16 protein-coding genes, 1 pseudogene and 1 riboswitch are annotated in these 17,411 nt (G+C 63.4%); of the genes and pseudogenes, 7 read left to right on the top strand and 10 right to left on the bottom strand.

Annotation, left to right across the window (positions count from 1 at the left end):
• Window positions 1-108: 108 nt before the first annotated feature.
• A pseudogene (locus J2Z31_RS30025) lies at window positions 109-467 on the top strand (FadR/GntR family transcriptional regulator).
• A gap of 55 nt (window positions 468-522) precedes the next feature.
• Here the strand turns inward: J2Z31_RS30025 and J2Z31_RS23730 are convergent.
• Both J2Z31_RS23730 and J2Z31_RS29435 read right to left on the bottom strand, forming a co-directional pair.
• A complete protein-coding gene (locus J2Z31_RS23730; RefSeq protein WP_209605283.1) occupies window positions 523-1,407 on the bottom strand; it encodes a LysR family transcriptional regulator in 885 nt (294 codons plus the stop codon).
• A 31-nt stretch (window positions 1,408-1,438) separates the two neighbouring features.
• On the bottom strand, window positions 1,439-1,621 hold the full coding sequence (locus J2Z31_RS29435) for a hypothetical protein (protein WP_234939653.1): 183 nt from the start codon (window positions 1,619-1,621) through the stop codon (window positions 1,439-1,441).
• Between J2Z31_RS29435 and J2Z31_RS23725 the strand changes: the two genes are divergently transcribed.
• Genes J2Z31_RS23725 through J2Z31_RS23715 form a run of 3 tightly spaced genes read left to right on the top strand, consistent with a single transcriptional unit; the run spans window position 1,535 to window position 4,348 of the window.
• Window positions 1,535-2,653, top strand: a complete 1,119-nt coding sequence (locus J2Z31_RS23725; protein ID WP_234939642.1) for a four-carbon acid sugar kinase family protein — start codon at window positions 1,535-1,537, stop codon at window positions 2,651-2,653. The two genes, J2Z31_RS29435 and J2Z31_RS23725, sit on opposite strands and share 87 nt — an antisense overlap.
• A complete protein-coding gene (gene pdxA, locus J2Z31_RS23720) occupies window positions 2,650-3,648 on the top strand; it encodes a 4-hydroxythreonine-4-phosphate dehydrogenase PdxA (protein ID WP_209605279.1) in 999 nt (332 codons plus the stop codon). The genes J2Z31_RS23725 and pdxA overlap by 4 nt, the downstream gene beginning before the upstream one ends.
• A 1-nt stretch (window position 3,649) precedes the next feature.
• Complete coding sequence (locus J2Z31_RS23715; RefSeq protein ID WP_209605277.1) at window positions 3,650-4,348, top strand: 4-hydroxythreonine-4-phosphate dehydrogenase; 699 nt, start codon at window positions 3,650-3,652, stop codon at window positions 4,346-4,348.
• Window positions 4,349-5,271: 923 nt separating this feature from the next.
• Here the strand turns inward: J2Z31_RS23715 and J2Z31_RS23710 are convergent.
• Both J2Z31_RS23710 and J2Z31_RS23705 read right to left on the bottom strand, forming a co-directional pair.
• A complete protein-coding gene (locus tag J2Z31_RS23710) occupies window positions 5,272-5,484 on the bottom strand; it encodes a tautomerase family protein (RefSeq protein WP_037381523.1) in 213 nt (70 codons plus the stop codon).
• 29 nt (window positions 5,485-5,513) lie between these two features.
• Window positions 5,514-6,251 (bottom strand): SDR family oxidoreductase, encoded by a 738-nt coding sequence (locus tag J2Z31_RS23705; RefSeq protein WP_209605275.1) that lies wholly within the window; start codon window positions 6,249-6,251, stop codon window positions 5,514-5,516.
• Between the two features lie 96 nt (window positions 6,252-6,347).
• On the opposite strand from J2Z31_RS23705, the gene J2Z31_RS23700 reads away from it, so the two are divergent.
• Window positions 6,348-7,241, top strand: a complete 894-nt coding sequence (locus J2Z31_RS23700) for a LysR family transcriptional regulator (protein ID WP_209605273.1) — start codon at window positions 6,348-6,350, stop codon at window positions 7,239-7,241.
• Between the two features lie 150 nt (window positions 7,242-7,391).
• Here the strand turns inward: J2Z31_RS23700 and J2Z31_RS23695 are convergent, their stop codons facing one another.
• Both J2Z31_RS23695 and J2Z31_RS23690 read right to left on the bottom strand, forming a co-directional pair.
• On the bottom strand, window positions 7,392-7,721 hold the full coding sequence (locus J2Z31_RS23695) for an Atu4866 domain-containing protein (RefSeq protein WP_209605271.1): 330 nt from the start codon (window positions 7,719-7,721) through the stop codon (window positions 7,392-7,394).
• Window positions 7,721-8,449: an SDR family oxidoreductase gene (locus J2Z31_RS23690; protein WP_209605269.1), complete on the bottom strand. Its 729-nt coding sequence runs from the start codon at window positions 8,447-8,449 to the stop codon at window positions 7,721-7,723. The genes J2Z31_RS23695 and J2Z31_RS23690 overlap by 1 nt, the downstream gene beginning before the upstream one ends.
• Window positions 8,450-8,567: 118 nt before the next feature.
• Between J2Z31_RS23690 and J2Z31_RS23685 the strand changes: the two genes are divergently transcribed.
• Window positions 8,568-9,467 carry a LysR substrate-binding domain-containing protein gene (locus tag J2Z31_RS23685; protein WP_209605267.1) on the top strand — a complete coding sequence of 300 codons (900 nt, stop codon included), beginning with the start codon at window positions 8,568-8,570 and terminating at the stop codon, window positions 9,465-9,467.
• 377 nt (window positions 9,468-9,844) lie between these two features.
• Window positions 9,845-10,630 carry a TSUP family transporter gene (locus J2Z31_RS23680; protein ID WP_209605265.1) on the top strand — a complete coding sequence of 262 codons (786 nt, stop codon included), beginning with the start codon at window positions 9,845-9,847 and terminating at the stop codon, window positions 10,628-10,630.
• Window positions 10,631-10,666: 36 nt separating this feature from the next.
• Here J2Z31_RS23680 and cobO read toward each other — a convergent pair whose 3' ends face one another.
• The 4 genes from cobO to cobU are packed head-to-tail and all read right to left on the bottom strand — an operon-like array spanning window position 10,667 to window position 16,755.
• Window positions 10,667-11,305 carry a cob(I)yrinic acid a,c-diamide adenosyltransferase gene (gene cobO / locus J2Z31_RS23675; RefSeq protein WP_209605263.1) on the bottom strand — a complete coding sequence of 213 codons (639 nt, stop codon included), beginning with the start codon at window positions 11,303-11,305 and terminating at the stop codon, window positions 10,667-10,669.
• Window positions 11,302-15,114 (bottom strand): cobaltochelatase subunit CobN, encoded by a 3,813-nt coding sequence (gene cobN, locus J2Z31_RS23670; RefSeq protein ID WP_209605261.1) that lies wholly within the window; start codon window positions 15,112-15,114, stop codon window positions 11,302-11,304. The genes cobO and cobN overlap by 4 nt, the downstream gene beginning before the upstream one ends.
• A 45-nt stretch (window positions 15,115-15,159) precedes the next feature.
• Window positions 15,160-16,224, bottom strand: a complete 1,065-nt coding sequence (cobW, locus tag J2Z31_RS23665) for a cobalamin biosynthesis protein CobW (protein ID WP_209605259.1) — start codon at window positions 16,222-16,224, stop codon at window positions 15,160-15,162.
• Window positions 16,225-16,227: 3 nt separating this feature from the next.
• Window positions 16,228-16,755, bottom strand: a complete 528-nt coding sequence (cobU, locus tag J2Z31_RS23660) for a bifunctional adenosylcobinamide kinase/adenosylcobinamide-phosphate guanylyltransferase (RefSeq protein ID WP_209605258.1) — start codon at window positions 16,753-16,755, stop codon at window positions 16,228-16,230.
• 130 nt (window positions 16,756-16,885) lie between these two features.
• Window positions 16,886-17,281: riboswitch (cobalamin riboswitch) on the bottom strand.
• Window positions 17,282-17,411 lie beyond the last annotated feature (130 nt).

The following is a 17,411-nucleotide window of genomic DNA, read 5'->3' as shown; positions in this document are numbered from 1 at the left end:
GCCAAACAACCGGGCCGGACTATCGAATTTTGCTGAACGCTGATGGTGACGCAGGATCACCAATGAGGCGATCAATATTTCCTCGATTTTTATTGTGACGGAGAACTAATGCCAGCCGAGGTCTTCGAGACCCGGCTGATCATGGAACCCAAGATCGCCGCCATGGTGGCATTGAGGGCGACCAGCCAGCAGATAGACGAAATGCAGAAATCGATCGGGGCAGCGCGGCGGCAACCCTGGTGGAATTCGAGAAGTGGGACGCTGTCTTTCACCGCATCATCGTCGAAGCCGCCCGCAATGGCCTGCTCGCCTCCCTCTATGAAGGTATTCACGCGGTACGGGCGGGAAATCTCTGGGGAAAAATGAAGGGGCAGTCGATCAAAGACCGGGATCCCAGAGAGGCCGAGCAAAACATGCACGACCATATTGCCGAAGCGAGAACAGCCATACTTGGCCCGAACAGCTGAGCACCCGATTCCGGTCGGGGCGGGACCAATTTGATCCGTGAGCCCGCAACGCCGCTCAAGACACAGCGCGGAAATCGTTTTGGATGGTAGCGACAAGCCAGGACACAAATTGATCAACTCCAGGCGTTTTCTGCGACAGCGCGGAGCGAATGACGCCGTAATGTGAGCCATCAGCCTGAAAGCCAAGTGGCGCGGCGAGGCGGCCCTTGCGAATATCGTCGATGGCCATGATCTTTGGGCACATCGCCACACCCAGACCTCCGGCGGCGGCCTCGACCATCAGAAAATGATGGTCAAGAAAGCGCGTCGAGTGCGGCTTCGGCGCGTCCGGATGGGCGGCGGACCACTTCTGCCAGCTATCCGGCCGGGTCTTTGCGGCAAGCGCAACGTAATCGCCGACCGCGAATCGATCCGTCATCGCTGGATCCATCACGGGGCCGACTTGCTCCTCGATCAACCGCTCGACCTGCCAGTTCGCATTGATCGCGAAATCCAGCCTGCGTATCGCGAGCGTAATGCGGTCGCGCACAAAATCGAAGCCCCCACCACCGACGGAGAGGTGAAGGTCGATCTCGGGATGGCGATCCTGGAATTCCGAGAGCCGCGGGATCAGCCAGCGCATGGCGACGGACCTTTCGCAGGAAACGACGATCGGCGATGTCACCTCGACTTTGCGGATATCCTCCAGCGCCGCCGCAACGAGCGCCAGCGCGTTCGTCGTCGCCTGCGCGAGGCGCGTGCCCTCTCCCGTCAGCCTCAGGCCGCGCCCATCGGGTTCCAGCAAACGGATGTTGAGGTGTTCGGAAAGTTTCGATACGCGCCGGCTGACGGCACCATGCGTCAGGTTCAACTCACACGCGGCCGCTCGCACGGAACCCAGGCGGGCAACGACCTCAAAGGCACGCAGATCATCAAGGGAAGGAAGGTCAGATCGCTTCATTGGTGACAGGATATCACCGATACCCGTGAAATCATATCGATTTTTCTCTCAGAACTTGGCGGATAGCCTTCAGTTCATGACAGGCACTATTGACCAAATCAAACACATTGGCGTCGTCGCAGACGACCTGACAAGCGCGGCGGACGGGGCGATCGCTTTCCTGGAACGCGGCTATGTCCCACGCATCTGCCGGGTGAGATCGCTCGATACCCATGCCAGTCTCGTCTCAATCGACACCGGCAGCCGCACTCTCTGTGAAACCGATGCCGCGCATGTGACGCGCCAGGCGGTAACCAGGCTTGCAGACAGGCCGTTTCTTTACAAGACGATTGACTCCACCCTCCGCGGCCATATCCGCGTGGAAATTGCCGCCGCATTCCAGGCCAGCGGCCGGCCACGTCTGGTCATCGCACCTGCATTTCCCGCTGCCGGGCGCACGACGATCGACGGCGTTCAACTGCTTGACGGCAAGCCGGTTGCAGAAACGGCGTACAGCCGCGACCCTGTCCATCCCGCCCACACGTCGCGCATCGGAGACTTAATCGACCCCGGCCTCGGCCGCATCGCCAGAATCTCCGCCCGCACCGAGGACCACGAGATCGGCAAGACCATTGGCGACGCTCCGGTGGTCATCGTCGATGCATCAGATCAGGCAACGCTCAATCGCCGGATTGCAGAGATCCAGAAGCACGGCGCGGCGCTGTGGGTCGGTTCGCCGGGCATGGCGGAGGCGCTGGCCACGGTCGTCGAGCCACGCACCGGCCAAGACACTTTTACGCCTGAAGCCACGCCGAACCGTGTTCTCGTGCTTGTCGGCAGCGCAAACCATGTCAGCCATTCCCAGTGCGAGACGTTGGCCGCGACAGGCGCTTCGGTCGCAATGCGTGCGACGGATCTCGACAAGGCAGCTTCGGTGGTCTGCATCCGTACACCGCACATCCGCACCAGCGACCCGGCGAGGGCTCTCGCCACCCTGGTGGACGAGGCAGAGATCGCCTTATCCCGGCATCGATACGACGCCATCGTCGCAACGGGCGGGGAAACGATGCACGCCCTTTTGGAACGGCTGTCGATTCACGCTTTCGATTTGATCCGCGAACTCGAGCCCGGCTTTCCCCTCGGCTGCGCTCGTCTTGTTGATGGACGAATGATGCTTCTCGCCATGAAAGCAGGCGGCTTTGGTTCCGCCATGACGCTGCGCAATGCCGCCGACACCATTCGCCGAATTGGAAAGGAGCCCGAATGAACACCTCCCTGCCGCTCGCCGTCACCATGGGCGATCCGTCCGGCATCGGGCCGGAGATCGTGGCTAAGACTATACTTCATCGCACCGACGTCCGCCGCAGCGTCGTCATCGGCGATACGGCCGTGATGGAGAGGGCGATCGCCAGCATCGGCGGCGGGCTGCACCTGAACGAGATCCATGACATCGCCGACGCGAAGCCGGATGGCGCCCTGAATATCCTCGCTGCGTCCCGCACCGAAACCCCACCAGCACTGGGCAAGGTGAGCGCCGCCAGCGGCCGGATGGCCTATGATGCCATCGTTGCGGCGATCGATCTCGCCAGGACTGGCAAGGTCGCCGGCATCGTGACGGCGCCGATCCACAAGGAGGCGCTCGCCGCTGCGGGGCTCTCGTACCCCGGCCACACGGAAATCCTTGCCGAAAAAGGTGGCGCCGGGCGCGTGGCGATGATGCTCGCCAATGACGATATCCGCACCGTGCTGGTGACGATCCACTGTTCGCTGGCAGACGCGATCCGCCGGGCGGATCTTCCGGCACAGATGTCCGCGATACGCCTCGCCCATCAGGGGGGTTGCGCGCTCGGTATCGCCCGCCCCCGCATCGCCGTTGCGGGGCTCAATCCGCACGCCGGCGAAGGCGGTCTCTTCGGAGACGAAGAAATCCGCATCATCGCGCCCGCCATCGCGGCAGCCCGCGCCGAAGGCATAGACGCCAGCGGCCCCTGGCCCGGCGACACGGTTTTCATGCAGGCGCGAAACGGCCGCTTCGACGTGGTCGTCGCGCAGTATCACGACCAGGGGCTGATCCCCGTGAAATATCTCGGACTGGAAAGGGGCGTGAACATCACGCTCGGCCTGCCCTTCGTGCGCACCAGCCCCGACCACGGCACTGCCTTCGATATCGCCGGCCGTGGCATTGCCGATCCGGGAAGTCTCGAAACAGCAATCGACTACGCTCGCCGTCTGGCGAAGGCACCGCGCGACCAGGAGAAATGACATGTCCCCCATCGATTTCATCTTCATGCTGACCCGCAACGACCGGACGATCCCGGATGCGCTGGCGCAGCTCCCCTTGGTGCTTTCTGCGGGTGTCCGTCATATCGGCTTCAAGGATATCGGCCTGCCCTTCGAGGTGCTTTCAGAGCTTAATCGGGAGATCCGGGCCGCAGGCGCGAAGAGTTATCTCGAAGTGGTTTCACTCGACCGCGCCAGCGAAATCGCCTCGGTGCGCGCCGCCCTCACGCTCGGCGTCGACTATCTGCTTGGCGGCACCCATGTCGACGACGTCCTTCCCCTCCTTAAGGGATGTGGAATTCGCTACTACCCCTTCCCCGGCCGCATTGTGGGTCATCCCAGCGTTCTCGAGGGTTCCGTGACGGAGATCGTTGCAAGCGCAAAAGACCTTGCCGCCCGTGAGGGCGTGCATGGCCTCGATCTCCTTGCCTATCGCGCCGATGTCGATGTCGCGGACCTCATCCGGGCCGTCTGCGACGCCGTCGCCAAGCCCGTCATCGTCGCAGGTTCGATCGACCGCGCCGAACGCATCCATGCCGTCGTCAGCGGCCGGGCCGCCGCCTTCACGGTCGGCACCGCCGCACTGGAAGGCCGCTTCCCTGCAACCGTTCCAGGCTTGACGCAACAGCTCCTGGCGATCACTTCCATGAAGAACCAGGCGAAAGCGCTAATCGAGCAGTGACGGAAAATGACGCTTTACTCAGGGCGCTAGCCCCCTTTGCGTCGATCCGAAAATTGGTGATATCTGCGGGATTTCTCCTCTTGCATAAAGGTCATGTCGGCTGGCCTCGTTGAGGTCGTCGAGCTTCGCTCGCGTTCATCTCCATGGAAGTAAACGACTGCCTCAAGCGTCGAGCGAACACGATAGATCGACACCGCTGGTACTATAGCTCCCGGCGCAGAACCTCGGCTCGAAAACGAGTACGCAGTTGATACGGCAAAAGCTCCGCACAATTGCTGCTGCCGGTTCTGCCCCGGGTCTCACACTCGCGGACTCCCCGCCGACGGGGAGAAGGTTGCGGCATCGGGATGAGGGGCGGTGGCGGCTCCCTGCAGCGGCGGCCCGTCCCCGACACGCGAACTGCAAACTCGTTGATTGCTGCACAGGGATTTTCGGATCCAGGGCCCAATGCAGCGGTCGGCGTTCCATACGAAGCGCCGGCCTGGGCGGATGCCACCACCGGTCTGGACAGCACCGGATCAAGCCCCCTGCCTGGGTCGGCCGCACCGGACGCTCTTTCAGCCCGCCTCCGCGGACGCCGTCGCATGATCGGTATATGTACCGAAGGCCATCCGGACGGTCAAACCGGATTGGCGCCACCGGCGTGTCGTAAACGCGCAGGTATAATACGCCGCTTGAATGTGCGATCCGGGAGGTCCGTGAGGAATTCGGGATCGCGATCGACCCTTCCCTGATATGTTGGGAGAGACTGTATCATGGGCGCGTACCGTCAGCCCCAGTGAGCTATTTCCTTGTCGCTCACATCAGCCCCGATCATGCGCGCTGCGTCCGCTTCGGATCGGAAGGTGAATGCTGGGAAATCATGTTGTTGGTCTCCGTCACACATGTCTCCCTGTATTCAACAGCTCTCGATCGATACGGCGTCAGTCCTTTGCCCGGTACTCCTCCGGCATGACGAAGACTTCGTCCGCACGTCCGTATCCGCCATCGGGCACTTCCTCGATCAGGACCATCGTGGTCGGACGCACGACCTCCCCGAAATAGCCGACCATGAGTTCGGTCGTCTTGTGGATCAGGTCTTCCTTCTGCGCCGTCGAAAGCGAGGCCTGGGGCAGTTTGTAGTTCGCGAAAGGCATGGTTTGTTCCTTGGATTTGAGGGTTGCGATTAGACCGCGCCGCCATTGGCGCGGATGGTTTGACCGTTGATCCAGCCGCTTTCCGGCCCAGCCAGGAAAGCGACGGCGTTGGCGATGTCATCGGGACGACCGAGGCGGCCGAGCGGGATCATCCGCGTGATGCTGGCAACCAGTTCCTCAGACTTGCCGCACATGAAGAAATCGGTCTCGACCGGGCCGGGCGCGATTGCGTTTACGGTGATCCCGCGTGGGCCCAACTCCTTGGCAAGCACGTGCGTCAACGCCTCGATCCCCGCTTTCGTCGCGGCATACAATCCGTAACCGGGCTGGTAGAAGCCCACCACGCTTGAGGACACGCAGATGATTCGCCCGCCATCGCGCAGCCGCTTGGCGCCCTCGCGCATGCCGCGGAACGTGCCGGCGAGATTGATGGTGCAGTGGTCTTCGATGTCCGCGTCCGTCGCGTCGGCTACAGATGAGAGCCGCATCATGCCTGCATTGTTGACCAGTAGATCGACCGGGCCGAACGCGGCTTCAGCCGCATCAAACAGCGCGGGCATGCCGGCCGGATCGCCGACGTCAGCCTGCACCGCAACCGCCTTGCCGCCCGCCTGCTCGATGTCCTGCACGACCTGACGGGCAGCAGCCTCATCGCGCGCATAGTTCACCGCAACAGCACAACCCTCATGGGCAAACCGTCGGGCGATTGCTGCGCCGATGCCCTTGCCGGCGCCGGTCACGATTGCGGTTTTGTCTTTCAGCCTCATTTCTTGACCTCCGTTGCTAGGCAAGGATGTAGCGAAACTTGGAAGCGGGATAATCCCCCTTTTGCGGGCAACAAAATTCGGCTATCCCGAACAAACATGGATCGCCTCGATGGAATGCGTCTTTTCGTGCGGGTCATCGACCGTCGCAGCTTCACGGCCGCGGCGGCCGATCTTGGCATTCCGCGTTCGACGGCCACCGAAGCGATCAGGCGGCTCGAGCGCCATCTCGGCAGCCGGCTGCTGGAACGCACCACCCGGCATGTGGCGCCCACGCCGGATGGCGAAGCCTATTACCGGCGGTGCCTGTCGATCCTCGCCGATATCGACGAAGCGGAGGGCGCCTTGCGGGGCGGTGAACCCTCGGGGGTGCTCCGCATCGATGCGCACGGCGCACTGACGCGGGCTTTCCTACTGCCGCGCCTGCCGGACTTCCTGGAAGCGTACCCACAGATCAGGTTGCAGATCGGCCAGGGCGACAGGCTGGTCGATCTGGTGCGCGAGGGGGTGGATTGCGTCATCCGGGCGGGCGAACCGGATGACAGCGGCCTGATCATGCGCAGGCTCCCCGATATTCCGGAGCAGACCTGCGCCAGCCCGCAATATCTCGAGCATCACGGGATGCCCGCTTCGGTCGATGATCTCGACCGGCACCAGATGATCGGCTTCATGTCGTCACGCACGGGCCGTGTGATGCCGATGGAGTTCCAGACCGCCGAGGGAATCAGGGAGGTGACACTTCCCTGCCGCGTGACCGCCAACGAGGCGGAGACAGCGCATCATCTCGCACGGATGGGCTACGGGCTGATTCAGGCGCCCCGCTATCGCTTCCGGGACGATCTGGCGCGAGGCGCCCTTGTAGAGGTCCTGCCGGCCCAGCCGCCGCCGCCACTGCCGCTCGCGGCCTATTATCCGCAGAACCGTCAGCTATCGCCACGTGTGCGGGTTTTCCTCGACTGGGTGGCGGCGGTTTTCGATGCGACAGATTTGTAGTTTGATGTATTTGCCTGCGCCCGAGGCTCGGGCGTCCGCCCCCGCTGCCAGTCGTGATGCTTGCCCCAACCGAACGACGCTCAATGCGGGCGCGAGTTCAGGACCAGCGATGCCGCCGCGAGGCGAGTTGCCCGCCATAGACGCCCACTGTTATCGCTCGCGATAGAGGACCATCCCTGCGTGATGCAGCACGCCATCCATGAAGTCACCGTCGGCAGTGAAACCGGTGTCGTCCCAGTAATCGATGTGCTCGCCGGTTACCTCGTACCGGCCTTGATAGGCGCTCTTACGGTTTCCCCTCGCCTCGTCGTAACGGCCGTTCGGCAACAGTTCGTGCCGGACAAAGCCGTCGGCGGTCACCCACATGCCAACGTATGGATGCATCTGATTCTTGCGGACCATGTCGTCCTTTGCAGAAGCGTGATGAGAACGCGCCGAGGCCGGAGAGGCGGTTGCGCCAAGGTCAAGTCGGCCGCGCATCAGTGAGCCGCCCGCGTTGGACGGACGACGATCTCGCTGACGTCGACGTCTTCCGGCTGTTCAATCGCGAAACGTACTGCCCGCCCGATCGCATCCGGCCGAAGCGCTATAGCGCGGTAGCCCTTCATCGCCTCGGCTGCGGCGGGATCGGTGATCGAATTGGCGAGCTCGCTCTCAACCACGCCGGGATGGATGCAGGTCACGCGGATGTCGTTGCGCTCCTGACGCAGTCCGTCCGAGATGGCCCGCACCGCATATTTCGTCGCGCAGTAGACGGCTGCCGTCGGTGAAACGGTGAGCGCTCCCATCGAGGCGATGTTGATGATGTGGCCCGAGCCGCGTGCCGTCATTTCCGACAGCACAGCGGCAATACCGTAGAGGACGCCCTTGATGTTGACGTCGACCATCCGGTCCCATTCTTCTACCTTCAAGGAGGCCATCAGGGACAACGGCATCACTCCTGCATTGTTGACGATCACATCGATGCGCCCGAACCTGTTTCGCGCCGCTTCGGCAAAACCGGCGACGTCCAGGCGGTCGGTTACATCGAGCCTGCGGGTCAGCACCTCGCCGCCACCCGATCTGATTTCTCCCGCCAGTGCATCGAGACGATCCGCACGACGCGCGCCAAGCGCGAGCTTTGCCCCTGAGTTGCCCAGTTCGCGCGCGATTCCCGCGCCAATGCCGCTGGAAGCACCTGTGATGAGTACGACCTTATCTAATGACATGTGGGTCTCTTTTCCGATGACGTTGAATCCGCGCGGAGCGGTTGTCACAGAAATAAACCGGTGCCATTGTCGTGATAAGTCGCCCAAATCTTTCCAGACTGGTAAGGAACTTTAACCAATGCTTCGGGATCTCAGCGCGCTAGCGACGTTTGCCCTCGTCGCGGAAGAGAGGAGTTTTCGTGCTGCGGCCGACCGCCTGGGCGTTACCCGCTCGGCCGTCAGCCAGACGATCCGCCGCCTGGAAGAAACCTTGGCCGTCGCGCTCGTCCGAAGAACGACCCGCAGCGTCAGCCTGACCGAGGACGGCGAACGGCTCTACTCCGAGGTGGCGCCGGCGATTGCCGAGCTCGACGCCGCACTCTCAGCGATTGGTGATGCTCGTGGACGTCCACGCGGCCAGTTGCGGCTCGCGGTTTCCTCGATCGCCGAGAGCTTCCTGTCCGGAGCCATGCTCGCTGCCTTCGCGGAAGCCCATCCCGGCGTCGAACTCGATATCACCGTCTCTGACGAAGAATTCGACATCGTCACCGAAGGCTACGATGCCGGCGTTCGGCTCGGCGAGGTGATCGCGCAGGACATGATCGCCGTGCCAGTCTCAGGCGAGCAGCGGCAGCTCGCAGTCTGTTCGCCCAGCTATATCGATCGCTTCGGCAGGCCTTCGCACCCGCGTGAACTCACGAGCCATCGTTGTATCGGCTGGCGACCCGCGCCGAAAGTGGCACCCTACCGCTGGGAATTCGCCGAGGGCGGGAAGGAATTCAGCGTCGCGGTGAAACCTGAGATCACCACCAACGATATGGCGCTGATGATCAGCCTCGCCTGCGCTGGTGCAGGCATCACCTTCGGCATGCAGGAAAGCTTTGGCGCATGGATCGAGCGAGGCGACCTGGTCCCGATACTGGAGGATTACAGCCCGAGCTTCGCCGGCTTCTATCTCTATTACCCGAGCCGCCGCAATATGGCTGCGAAACTGCGCGCGTTCGTCGATCACCTGAAGCGATTCGATGCACGGCATTAAGCCCTCAGACTACAGAAAACGAAGCAGTGGCGGCTCTTGGCGCGCGGACCAGACCTTTGAGCAGAGAGCGTCCGAACTTCCGCTCTCCACCCACCTGTGCCGCTGACGGCGACACCTGGAAGGACTGGACCGGACTCAATCGAGTCGGCCGCCGTTATCGTCTCGATCGGCGATTGGGACGAAATGGACGTTCAAGCGTTGTCTCGGGGCAACTTGCCGCGCAATTCGATGAGATACGACCCGGCGGCCGCAACGAGTTCCAAGTAGTTTGCGGCAGAAGAACAGCACTTTTCTGCGGAAATTGTCACCGACAAGGCTTTGCTTTTCACCGCCGTCTCTGACACAAGTCGGAAGCAAATCCTTTTTTCGAGCCGTCCGTGTCCGACCTCGCCGTCCATCTTCTCGTCTTTCTGTTCATCGCAGGCTTCATTGCCGGCTTCATCGATTCGATTGCCGGCGGCGGCGGGATGATCACCATTCCGGCGATGCTGATCGCCGGCATTCCGCCGCTCGAGACGCTCGGCACCAACAAGCTGCAATCGCTGTTCGGTTCGGGCTCGGCAAGCCTTTCCTATGCGCGCCACGGGCACGTGGATCTCAAGGAACAATTGCCGATGGCGCTGATGTCGGCGCTGGGTTCGATCTTCGGCGCGATTCTCGCGACGGTCGTTCCGGCCGACGCCCTCAAGGGCGTTCTGCCCTTCCTCCTGATCGCGATTGCCGTCTATTTCGGCCTCAAGCCGAATGTCGGCGACATCGAAAGGCACCGCCGCATCTCGGCATTCCTCTTCACCCTCACTTTCGTGCCGCTGATCGGCCTTTATGACGGCGTCTTCGGGCCGGGCACCGGCTCCTTCTTCATGCTCGGCTTCGTCTCGCTCGCGGGCTACGGCATCCTCAAGGCCACCGCTCACACGAAATTCCTGAACTTCGGCTCGAATCTCGGCGCCTTCATCGTCTTCGTGCTGAACGGCGTCGTGCTGTGGAAGGTCGGGCTGATGATGGGCGTCGGGCAGTTCCTCGGCGCCCAGCTCGGCGCGCGCTATGCGATGGCCAAGGGCGCCAAGATCATCAAGCCGCTGCTGGTCATTGTCTCGATCGCTCTGGCGATCCGGCTGCTCGCCGACCCGGCGCATCCGCTGCGGATTTGGCTGGGCGTGTGACGAACGCGTCGCCGAGACGCAACGCCGTGGCGCGGGTCAGAACTCGACGCCCTTCTGCGCCTTGATCCCCGAACGGAAGGGATGCTTCACCAGTTCCATTTCCGTTGCGAGGTCGGCGATCTCGATCAGGTCTTCCTTGGCGTTGCGGCCGGTCAGGACCACATGGGTCATGTGCGGCTTTTCCTCTCTCAGAAACCGGATGACTTCGGCGATGTCGATGTAGTCGTAGCGCAGCGCGATGTTGATCTCGTCGAGCAACACCATGGAGTTGCGCTCGTCGCGGATCAGTTCCTTGGCCTTCTCCCAGGCCTTCTCTGCCATCGCCACGTCGCGGGCGCGATCCTGCGTCTCCCAGGTGAAGCCTTCGCCGAGCGTGTAGAACTGGCAGAGGTCGCCGAAATGCTTCTCGATCAGGTCGCGCTCGCCGGTCTGCATGGCACCCTTGATGAACTGCACGACGGCGCAGGGCATGCCATGGGCGATGTGGCGGAAGATCATGCCGAAACCGGCGGTCGACTTGCCCTTGCCCTTGCCGGTATGAACGATGATCAGACCTTTTTCATCGGTCTTCGTCGCCATGATCTTTTCCCGCGCCGTCTTCTTCTTCGCCATCTTCATGGCGTGGCGGGCTTCGTCCTTCTCCGCTGTCGGCTCGTTCGCCGTCTCGTCGCTCATGATCTCTCTCCCTCTTGGTTTGCGGCAAGGCCGCTCAAATCAAATCGTGCCGAATTGGAGCGCGGGTTCCAAAGACCGCGATCGATCGCCTCCAGAAGCCGCTCCGACATTTCGGCAAGAGCGGCCGGGTTCTTCTCGCGCAGGAACTCGAGCACTTTCTCGTCGGCAATATAGGCGCGGTAAGCCGCTTCGAAGTGATGATCGCGCACCGCCCCGGTGGTCGCAGCGAAGGCGAACATGTAGTCGACGGTCGCGGCGATCTCGAAGGCACCCTTGTAGCCGTGGCGCATCACGCCGTCGATCCATTTCGGGTTGACGACGCGGGCGCGCACCACGCGGCCGATCTCCTCTTCCAGCGAGCGGATCACCGGCTTTTCCGGTCGCGAATGGTCGTTGTGATAGATCGCCGGACGCGTTCCGCTCAAATGCTCGGCGGCGGCGCTCATGCCGCCTTCGAACTGGTAATAATCGTCGCTGTCGAGCAGGTCGTGCTCGCGATTGTCCTGGTTCTGCACGACCGCCTCGATCGAGCGCAGGCGCTCCTCGAATAGGCCCCGCTCGGCCCTGCCGTCCTCTCCGGCTCCATAGGCGTAGCCGCCCCAGGTCAGATAGGCCTCGGCGAGATCGTCGCGCCTTTCCCAGCCCTTCTCATCGATCAGTGCCTGCAGGCCTGCGCCATAGGCGCCCGGTTTGGCACCGAAGACGCGGTAGGATGCGCGCCGCGCCGCCTCCTTCGGCTCGACGCCATTCTCGTGCAGCCGCCGGGCTTCCGCGCGCATGCGCGCCGCGATCATGTTGTCGGCATCGTCTTCGTCCAGCGCGCCGATCGCGCGAATGGCCTTGTCGAAGAGCGCGATCTGTTCCGGGAAAGCGTCGCGAAAGAAGCCGGAAATGCGCAAGGTGACGTCGACGCGCGGGCGGCCGAGCACGGCAAGCGGCACGATCTCGTAGCCGGTCACGCGACGCGAGGCCATGTCCCAGAGCGGCTTGGCACCGATCAGCGCGAGCGCCTGGGCGATGTCGTCGCCGCCGGTGCGCATGTTGGAGGTGCCCCAGGCGGTGAGTCCAAAGGAGGTCGGCCATTCGCCGTGGTCCTGCAGATAACGGCGGATGAGCAGTTCGGCGGATTTCTTGCCGAGCTCATAGGCCGCAGGCGTCGGCACGGCGCGGCTGTCGACCGAATAGAAGTTACGGCCCGTCGGCAGCACGTCGGGACGCCCGCGCGTGGGCGCGCCGGAGGGACCGGGCGGAACGAAGCGCCCGTCGAGGCCGGTGAGCAGGCCCTTGATCTCGGCTGCGCCCGAGCCTTCGATCGAGGGTTTGAGGCGGGTGTCGATCTCGTCAAGCACGGCGCGCGTGTTGGTCCAGTGGTCCGGGCAGCCGATTTCGCCGGAGACGAGTTTCGTCGCAAGCAACTCGATGCGCTCCACCGTGTCGCCGGCCGTGCGCCAGAGGGCGTCCGAGAGACTGGCGAGAAGGTCGGGCTGCGGGCCGGTCCAGGGGGCGGAGAGCGTGCAGTCGAGGGGGTCGAAGGGTTGTTGGGCTGGGAGTTTACCCCCCTCTGGCCCGCCAACGCCCAACCCCAAATCCACCGCAATCGCCCGCTGCAGGCTCTGGTCCCCGCCCTCGCCCAGGCCGCGCGGCACGCGCGCCAGCGCCACGGTGAGATCGGTCAGCAACCGCCCCTCGGGCGCCAGGCCGAATATGTGCAGCCCGTCACGGATCTGCATCTCTTTCAAATCGCAGAGATAGGCGTCGAGCTTCTCAAGCGCCTTTTCGTCGCTGTCCCCCCTGCCGATGCCCACGTCATGATCGAGGCCGATGTCCCGCACGAGGTCGAGGATCTGGCGGCTGAGCAGGCGCAGGCGGCGCGGATCACCGCCGGCGGCCTCGTAATGCTCGTCGACCAGCGCCTCCAGATCCTTGAGCGGCCCGTAGGATTCCGCCCGCGTCAATGGCGGCGTCAGGTGGTCGATGATGACGGCGCTCGTGCGGCGCTTGGCCTGCGTGCCCTCGCCCGGATCGTTGACGATGAACGGATAGAGATGCGGCATCGGGCCGAAGATCGCCTCGGGATAGCAGGCCTCCGATAGCGCCAGCGCCTTGCCCGGCAGCCATTCGAGATTGCCGTGCTTGCCCATGTGGACGATCGCGTCGGCACCGAAGCTCTGGCGCAGATGGGCATAGAAGGCGATATAGCCGTGCGGCGGCACGAGGTCCGGCGCGTGATAGGTCTCCTTCGGATCGATATTGTAGCCGCGTGCCGGCTGGATGCCGACGAGGACCTCGCCGAAACGGGCGAGCGGAAGCGCAAAGACGCCATCGAGGAAGAAGGGATCGGCCTCGGGTGCGCCCCAGCGCCCCGCCACTTCCTCTTGAATCTTTTTCGGAAGAGACGCGAAGAAATCCTTGTACCGACGCAAGGAAATGGTTTCGCGGATTTCCCGATCGCGGCTCGCCGCATTGGTCGGCCCGGCCATCAGCAAGCGCATCAGCGCGTCGCCGTCTTCGGGCAGTTCGCCGACCGGATAGCCTTCCGCCGCCATCGCCTTCAGCACCTCGAGGGTGCCGGCCGGCGTGTCGAGGCCGACGCCGTTGCCGAGACGGCCGTCGCGGTTCGGGTAATTCGCCATGACGATCGCGATCCGGCGCGCCTCAGGCTGCGCACGACGCAGTTTCGCCCAGTTGGCGGCGAGCCGGGCGGCGAAGCGGACGCGATCGGCAAGCGGCTCATGGCCGACGATATTGGCTTCGACCAGCGGGTCGTAAACCGATGCCGCCTTGAAGGAGACGGCGCGGGAAAGGATGCGGCCATCGACCTCGGGCAGCGCGACATTCATGCCGAGGTCTCGCGCCATCAGCCCCTGCGGCGAGGCTTCCCAGGCCTCGCGCGACGAGCCGGAAAAGATCACCTGCAAGACCGGTGCCCCGGTCGATTCGAGCGCCGTCGGCTGGCGATCGGCACCGGGCGCCGAGACGGCGAAGCCGGTGGCGTTCATGACGACATCAGGGGCGGCCTCCGCAAAGATCGCCTCGAGCGTGCCGATCGAGACCGGGTCCTTGAGGCTGGAGACGAAGACCGGCAAAGGCCGCATGCCTTCGGCGGCAAGTGCTTCGATCAACGCTTCGACAGGCTTGGTTTCACCGCTCTGCACGAGCGCGCGGTAGAAGCAGATTGCGATGGTGGGGGGCGGGCTTTCCACCTGCGGGATGGTGGCGCCATCTCCCACAAGCCGCATCCATTCCCCAACTCCGACCACCCCTGCCCCCGGCCACCAGATGCCGGACTTGAGCAAGGGCCGCGCGGGTTCCGGCTTCTCGCCGCAGTCGATCAGTGCCTCGGCATGGTCCAGGAAGAGACGGGCATTGTCGGCACCGCCCTCGGTGAAATAGGCCCAGAGGCGATCCCGATCCTCCGCCGAAACGGTCGAGAACGGCTCGAGGCCCAGATCGGGCTTGTCGTCGCCTGGCACCACGGCGATCTGGAACTTGTTCGCAATCGCAGCGGCATGCAACGCCTCGAGCACATAGCGAAAATAGCTGGCGCCGCCGAGCGGACGGACGACGATCAGCTTGGCATGCCTTGCCGTCCGCTCCACATAGGTGTCGACCGACATCGGATGCATCAGGTTCATCAAGCTGGCGATGCGCAGGCTCTTTGCGCCCGATCGCCCGCGATGGGCGGCGGCAATCGAGGCAATTTCCGTGTCGGCGGCCGAGAGGAACAGAATATCGGCCGGGCTCTGGCCGAGATCGATCGCCTCATTACCGTCGGCGATCGTGCCTTTCTGGGCTAGGAGGAGGTGCATGGAACCTCCTCGGAGGGGTATTGCGCGCCGAAAACCAAAATCGCCTCACACGAGCGCGGCAATCGCCGCGCGCACCGCCGCTTCGTCCATGTCGTGCAGACCGATGACGACGAGGCGCGTGCCGCGGGTTTCCCCTGGCGCCCAGGCGCGGTCGTAATATTGATCGATGCGGCTGCCGACGGCCTGGATCAGGAGGCGCATCGGCTTACCCGGCACATCGGCAAAGCCCTTGAGGCGCAACACGTCGTGCTCGGCGATGACGCCCTTCAGCCGCTCGATGAACCCGGCCGGATCGGCGATCGCGCCGAGCTCGACGACGAAGCTGTCGAATTCGTCGTGATCGTGCTCTTCACCCGCCTCGTGCTCCATCTCGTGATGCGACTTGCGATTGGCGATTTCGTCCTCCGTGCCGATGCCGAGGCCGAGCAGGATGGCGGCGGCGACCTCGCCGTTCCTCGCTTCGATCATCGTCGGCTTGCGGCTGATACGGGAGGCCACCTCCTCGCGCACCGCCTTCAGCCCCTCGACATCGATGAGGTCGGTCTTGTTGAGCACGATGAGATCGGCGGCGGTCAGCTGGTCCTCGAAAAGCTCCTCGAGCGGGCTTTCATGGTCGAGGTTTTCGTCGTTGACGCGCAGTGCATCGACCTTGTCGTGATCGTCTGCGAAGCGGCCGGCGGCGACCGCGGCACTGTCGACGACGGTGACGACCCCGTCGACAGTCACCTCGCTGCGGATATCCGGCCAGTTGAAGGCGGCGACGAGCGGCTGCGGCAGCGCGAGACCCGAAGTTTCGATGACGATATGGTCCGGGCGGTTCTCGCGCTCGAGCAGCCTCGTCATGGTCGGGATGAAGTCGTCGGCGACGGTGCAGCAGATGCAGCCATTGGTAAGCTCGATGATGTCCTCCTCGGAACAGGCCTCCGCGCCGCAGCCCTTCAAGACGTCACCATCGACGCCGAGGTCGCCGAACTCGTTGATGATCAGCGCGATGCGCTTGCCGTCGGCGTTTTGCAGGAGGTTGCGGATCATTGTCGTCTTGCCGGCGCCGAGAAAGCCGGTGATGACGGTGGCCGGGATCTTGCCCTGTTGGGCCTTCGCGAGTGTCATGGATCAACCCTTCATTTTCAGCGGCAATCCCGCCGCGACGAAATACACTTCGGCGGATTTCTCCGCGACGATCTGGTGGAGCCGGCCGGCATGGTCGCGAAATTCGCGCGCCATGCGGTTTTCCGGGACAATGCCGAGGCCGACCTCATTCGAAACGAAGACGAGTCGGGCCCGGGCAGCCGGCAGGAAGGCGGCAAGAGCCGCAAACTCCGCTGCCATGTCGAGCCCTTCCATCATCAGGTTCGTGACCCACAGCGTCAGGCAATCGACGAGGATCACGCGCTCTTCGGCGTCGATCCGCTCAAGCAGGCCGACGAGGTCGAGCGGTTCCTCATGGGTCGTCCAGCCTTTGCCCTGCCGCGCCGCCTGGTGATGGGCGATTCTGTCGCGCATCTCCTCGTCGAATGCGCGACCGGTCGCAACATAATGCATCGACAGCAAGCTGCCTTCGGCAAGTCTTTCGGCAAAGCCGGACTTGCCTGAGCGGGCGCCGCCGAGCACGAGTGTCGAGCCGATGTTGGAGCCGGTCATGGGGAAGCCTCAGTTCACCGAATGACCAAGGCAGAAATGAATGCTGAGGCGCCCGCGGGTCGCGGGACGGAAAAATCTGAAAGCCACGACAACCTCCGTGCTGGCATCGGGGACAACTCTCCCCTCGGGCGGGATGCCCTGACGGATGGCAGGTCTCCTGGCTCACGGCGTCACGAGCCAAGCATCGCGCACCAAACACGACGATGCTTAGACCCGAACGGGGCCGCCTCACCTTCCCAGTGCTTGCGGCTTCGTGAAAGGCGGACGATTCGTAGAAGAAGAGGCGTCCTGCCCGGCTGATCACGATGCCACACCAGTGGCTTTTCCGACGCGCCACCGCTCTCCGGTGAAACTGCCCCATGCAGTCCATCGAAAGAGCATCGGCACGCCGATGGCGGCCCCTTACCGTTCTACAGTCGCGGGGTCGGCTGCGATAAGGGCGCCCGGTGTGGGTCCGCCCCGTCGCATTCCCATTTACTCCCCCGCCCCGGCTCGGCGCGAGGGAACCATCCATTCCACGTTAATTATGAAGCGTTGAGTCCAAAGTCAATCGAGCCCTGCGACGCGGAACCGGCGATTTGCGGCAGCAGGCAGTCGCGGCCGCCTACTCAGAATGGGTGAGCAGACTTCGTTCCCCGCCACATGGTAAAAAGCGA

It is taken from the genome of Sinorhizobium kostiense (genome assembly GCF_017874595.1).
Lineage (GTDB): Bacteria > Pseudomonadota > Alphaproteobacteria > Rhizobiales > Rhizobiaceae > Sinorhizobium > Sinorhizobium kostiense.
Note: the sequence above shows the minus strand (reverse complement) of the source record. Positions and strands in the feature narration are given on the sequence as shown.

Bases quoted from the DNA above. Each gene is read 5' to 3' on its own strand.
- J2Z31_RS23730 (WP_209605283.1), bottom strand. From the start codon at position 1,407: ATGAAGCGATCTGACCTTCCTTCCCTTGATGATCTGCGTGCCTTTGAG.
- J2Z31_RS23710 (WP_037381523.1), bottom strand. From the start codon at position 5,484: ATGCCTTTCGCGAACTACAAACTGCCCCAGGCCTCGCTTTCGACGGCG.
- J2Z31_RS23690 (WP_209605269.1), bottom strand. From the start codon at position 8,449: ATGTCATTAGATAAGGTCGTACTCATCACAGGTGCTTCCAGCGGCATT.
- J2Z31_RS23715 (WP_209605277.1), top strand. From the start codon at position 3,650: ATGTCCCCCATCGATTTCATCTTCATGCTGACCCGCAACGACCGGACG.
- cobN (WP_209605261.1), bottom strand. From the start codon at position 15,114: ATGCACCTCCTCCTAGCCCAGAAAGGCACGATCGCCGACGGTAATGAG.
- cobO (WP_209605263.1), bottom strand. From the start codon at position 11,305: ATGAGCGACGAGACGGCGAACGAGCCGACAGCGGAGAAGGACGAAGCC.
- J2Z31_RS23695 (WP_209605271.1), bottom strand. From the start codon at position 7,721: ATGCGCGGCCGACTTGACCTTGGCGCAACCGCCTCTCCGGCCTCGGCG.
- cobU (WP_209605258.1), bottom strand. From the start codon at position 16,755: ATGACCGGCTCCAACATCGGCTCGACACTCGTGCTCGGCGGCGCCCGC.
- cobW (WP_209605259.1), bottom strand. From the start codon at position 16,224: ATGACACTCGCGAAGGCCCAACAGGGCAAGATCCCGGCCACCGTCATC.
- J2Z31_RS29435 (WP_234939653.1), bottom strand. From the start codon at position 1,621: ATGGGTATCGAGCGATCTCACCCGGCAGATGCGTGGGACATAGCCGCG.
- J2Z31_RS23700 (WP_209605273.1), top strand. From the start codon at position 6,348: ATGGATCGCCTCGATGGAATGCGTCTTTTCGTGCGGGTCATCGACCGT.
- pdxA (WP_209605279.1), top strand. From the start codon at position 2,650: ATGAACACCTCCCTGCCGCTCGCCGTCACCATGGGCGATCCGTCCGGC.
- J2Z31_RS23685 (WP_209605267.1), top strand. From the start codon at position 8,568: ATGCTTCGGGATCTCAGCGCGCTAGCGACGTTTGCCCTCGTCGCGGAA.
- J2Z31_RS23705 (WP_209605275.1), bottom strand. From the start codon at position 6,251: ATGAGGCTGAAAGACAAAACCGCAATCGTGACCGGCGCCGGCAAGGGC.